This window comes from Eudoraea sp., from assembly GCF_049665975.1.
In the GTDB taxonomy this organism is placed as follows: domain Bacteria; phylum Bacteroidota; class Bacteroidia; order Flavobacteriales; family Flavobacteriaceae; genus Eudoraea.
The window spans coordinates 1-2,955 of the sequence record NZ_JBATGR010000374.1; the positions used below are offsets into that span (position 1 = coordinate 1).

Here is a 2,955-nt window from a genome sequence, read left to right on the forward strand (position 1 = left end):
GGCTTCGCCTATCTTTAGCCCGGATTATAAAAATCCTGAGGGTATCCAATAGTGGAAAGGATAAAACCGCCAGCAATAGTACCGGTCCGTTATTAATGGTAAACGAGGATGATCCGCTTAAATTTAACTCCAGAAAGCGTATCCCCTGATATGCCAGTAAATAGCCAATTACCATAGAGCCCGAATCTCCCATAAATAACTTTTGGGTACCGGACAGGTTATATCGTAAAAATGCAGTAATGGCTCCAATTAAACTAAAAGAAACCAATACCATCAGAAAATCCTTATTTAAGAGAAAGAACAAGCCAAATGACAGACTCACAATTATTCCAATGGCGCCCGCTAAACCATCTATTCCATCAATCATGTTAAACGCATTGATCACCAAAATAAATACAAAAACGGTAAACAATACAGACACCAGATAAGGTAATTCCCCAATACCCAAAAGTCCTTCAAAACTGGTAATTCTGACATCGGTCAGGAATATGACTATAGCCGTGGAAATAAGCTGTCCCAGGAACTTTTTCCTTGCCGCCAGGGCAATAAGGTCATCTTTGATCCCAAGAAACATAAGTATTATGGTAGCGAGTACCAGGCCTAAAAGTTTAAGCAGGTCGGGGCGTTCCAAGCCAACTACTACTCCAAATAGTATCAGGGATACCACAAATGCAGCAAACATTCCAACGCCGCCTAAGGTTGGAGTTTTTGTTGAATGCACACTGCGGTCCCCGGGTTCATCCATCAGATTCTTTGCACGAACCGTATAAATTATTACCGGGATAATTCTATTGGCCAGTACAAATGCCAATAACCCTCCCAAAAAGGCAAGTATGTAAGGGTTCAACATAAAATCGTAGAAATACGTCATAGTGGGGTACAAAGTAATTCCTGTTATAATTTAAGGTGTTGGTACTATTTAATTCCTAATCTTCAATTGATCACTGGCTAAGAACTGTTATTTGTGTTTCCCTATTAAATTGGTCCCTCGAACATTAATACTTTGTAAGTGAATGCTCCCGGCCTTTGTAATCTTTGGTTGAAAATTAACAAATAAATCTTTTTATAGAATCTCTTTTTCAAACTTTTATACACAATTTATCAAAAGGTGATTTTTCCAAATTAATTCCTTTAAAATGACAAATTATAAGCAGCGAAAATGTGAATTTAATAATGCCCTATGGAATGTTGCTTTGAAATTCTAAGACAATACATCGTTCGCGTTGAATAGTTAATTGTAAACAACTGCCTGATCAAACCAAATGCCGTGGAAAATCTTTTGTCTTGTTACAACCCAATTGTTCCATTACCTGTTGTAATTGTGTTTGCAGCAGCGAAATAGTATGGCCCCCTCCTTCTGTACCAAGTGCAGCTACCCCATACATAAATGAGCGCCCCATAAATGTAAAAGCTGCCCCACTTGCCAACGCCCGTGCTACATCCGGGCCGGAACGAATGCCACTATCCATCATCACCGTAATCTGGTCGCCGTACTTTTTAGCAATCCGGGTCATAGGTTTTATGGTAGATTCGCCGGCATCTAATTGCCTGCCTCCGTGGTTAGAGACAATAATGCCATCCAGACCCAGTTTTATAGCCTTTTCTGCATCGGCTTCGGTGGCTACTCCCTTTAGTACTATTTTACCCTTCCATTTATCCCGGATAGGAGCAATTTTCTCTTCATTCATCCTTTTCGAAAACATCTGGTCCATAAATAAACCCAGTTGTTTCAGGTTGAGATTTTTTGGCATATAAGGCCTTAAAGTTTCAAAATTGGGCTGCCCGTGTTTTAAGGTCTGAAGTGCCCAATTTGGCTTTCCCAGGATTTGCAACACATTATTAAGCGTCATTTTGGGTGGCATAGACAGGCCGCTCCGGATCTCTTTTGGCCTGAACCCAAAAGTAGGAACGTCGCAGAGCAAAACAAGTACCGGACAGGCAGCAGCTTCTGCCCTTGCAAGGATATTATCACATACCTCATTCTCCCTGGGATGATATAGCTGAAACCAGGCCCGGCCTTCTGTAAGTTCACTGGCACGTTCTATGCTCATAGTGGTTACTGTACTCAGGATAAAAGGAATATTAAAGTCCAGCGAGGCCTTTGCCAGTATTTCAGAAGCATTGGGCCACATAAGACCCTGAAGCCCAACGGGCGCAATTCCAAAAGGGGCGCTGTAGGTATGACCAAAAAGCTCGGTTTCCATGTTGAACCCTTTGTACTCCGTTAAATAATCTGGTTTTAATTCCACTTCCCGGATTTCGGAGGTGTTTTTTCGCAGGTTCACTTCTTCATTGCAACCCCCATCCATGTAATCAAAGGCAAATCCGGGGATCCGGCTCCTGGCTCTTTCCCTGAGGTCCTCAATAGAAGGGTATTTGGTATTAAACTTTATCGCTTTTTTATTTCTCATTTATATGATATGAACTACTAAAGTTAAAGGGAATAGAAACTTACTGCGTTTAACCCCATGATTCCTGCTCTTTCTTTGTCAGATAATTTACTGATATAATCCTTAACTATGGTTAACACCTCCTTATAACTTCCTCCCAATAGACATACCGGCCAGTCCGAACCATACATAAGACGTTGCCATCCAAAAGCATCCATCACTACCTCCATAAAAGGGGAAAAATCTTGCTGTTGCCATTTAAAATTCTTTGTTTCAGTAACCATGCCCGAAACTTTACAACTTACATTAGGATTTAAAGCCAATTCCTTCATGTGGTGCACCCATTCGCTATCCGGGCCTTCAGAAATCCTCGGTTTGGCGATATGGTCCAGCACAAATTTCTGTTCAGGGAAAGCCCTTGTCAATAGTACTGCAGCAGCCAACTGATTGGGGTAGACCAGAATATCATAGGTAAGTCCAAATTTGGCCAAAAGCCCTATACCATTCTGAAAATCTTTTCTAAGCATAAACTCAGGATCCGGTTCTTCCTGTACAATATGTCTTA

Annotated in this window: 3 protein-coding genes; all 3 read right to left on the minus strand. The window is 41.3% G+C overall.

All coding sequences use genetic code 11. The features are described from left to right. A partial coding sequence (locus WBN20_RS12770; protein ID WP_424281967.1) for an MraY family glycosyltransferase occupies window positions 1-871 on the minus strand: 871 nt, incomplete at its 3' end. Between the two features lie 382 nt (window positions 872-1,253). Continuing rightward, the gene (locus tag WBN20_RS12775) at window positions 1,254-2,411 is read right to left on the minus strand and encodes an alpha-hydroxy acid oxidase (RefSeq protein WP_424281969.1); all 1,158 of its coding nucleotides are present in this window, start codon (window positions 2,409-2,411) and stop codon (window positions 1,254-1,256) included. Window positions 2,412-2,434: 23 nt separating this feature from the next. Further along, on the minus strand, window positions 2,435-2,955 hold a 521-nt coding region (locus WBN20_RS12780; RefSeq protein ID WP_424281970.1), incomplete at its 5' end, for an amidohydrolase family protein.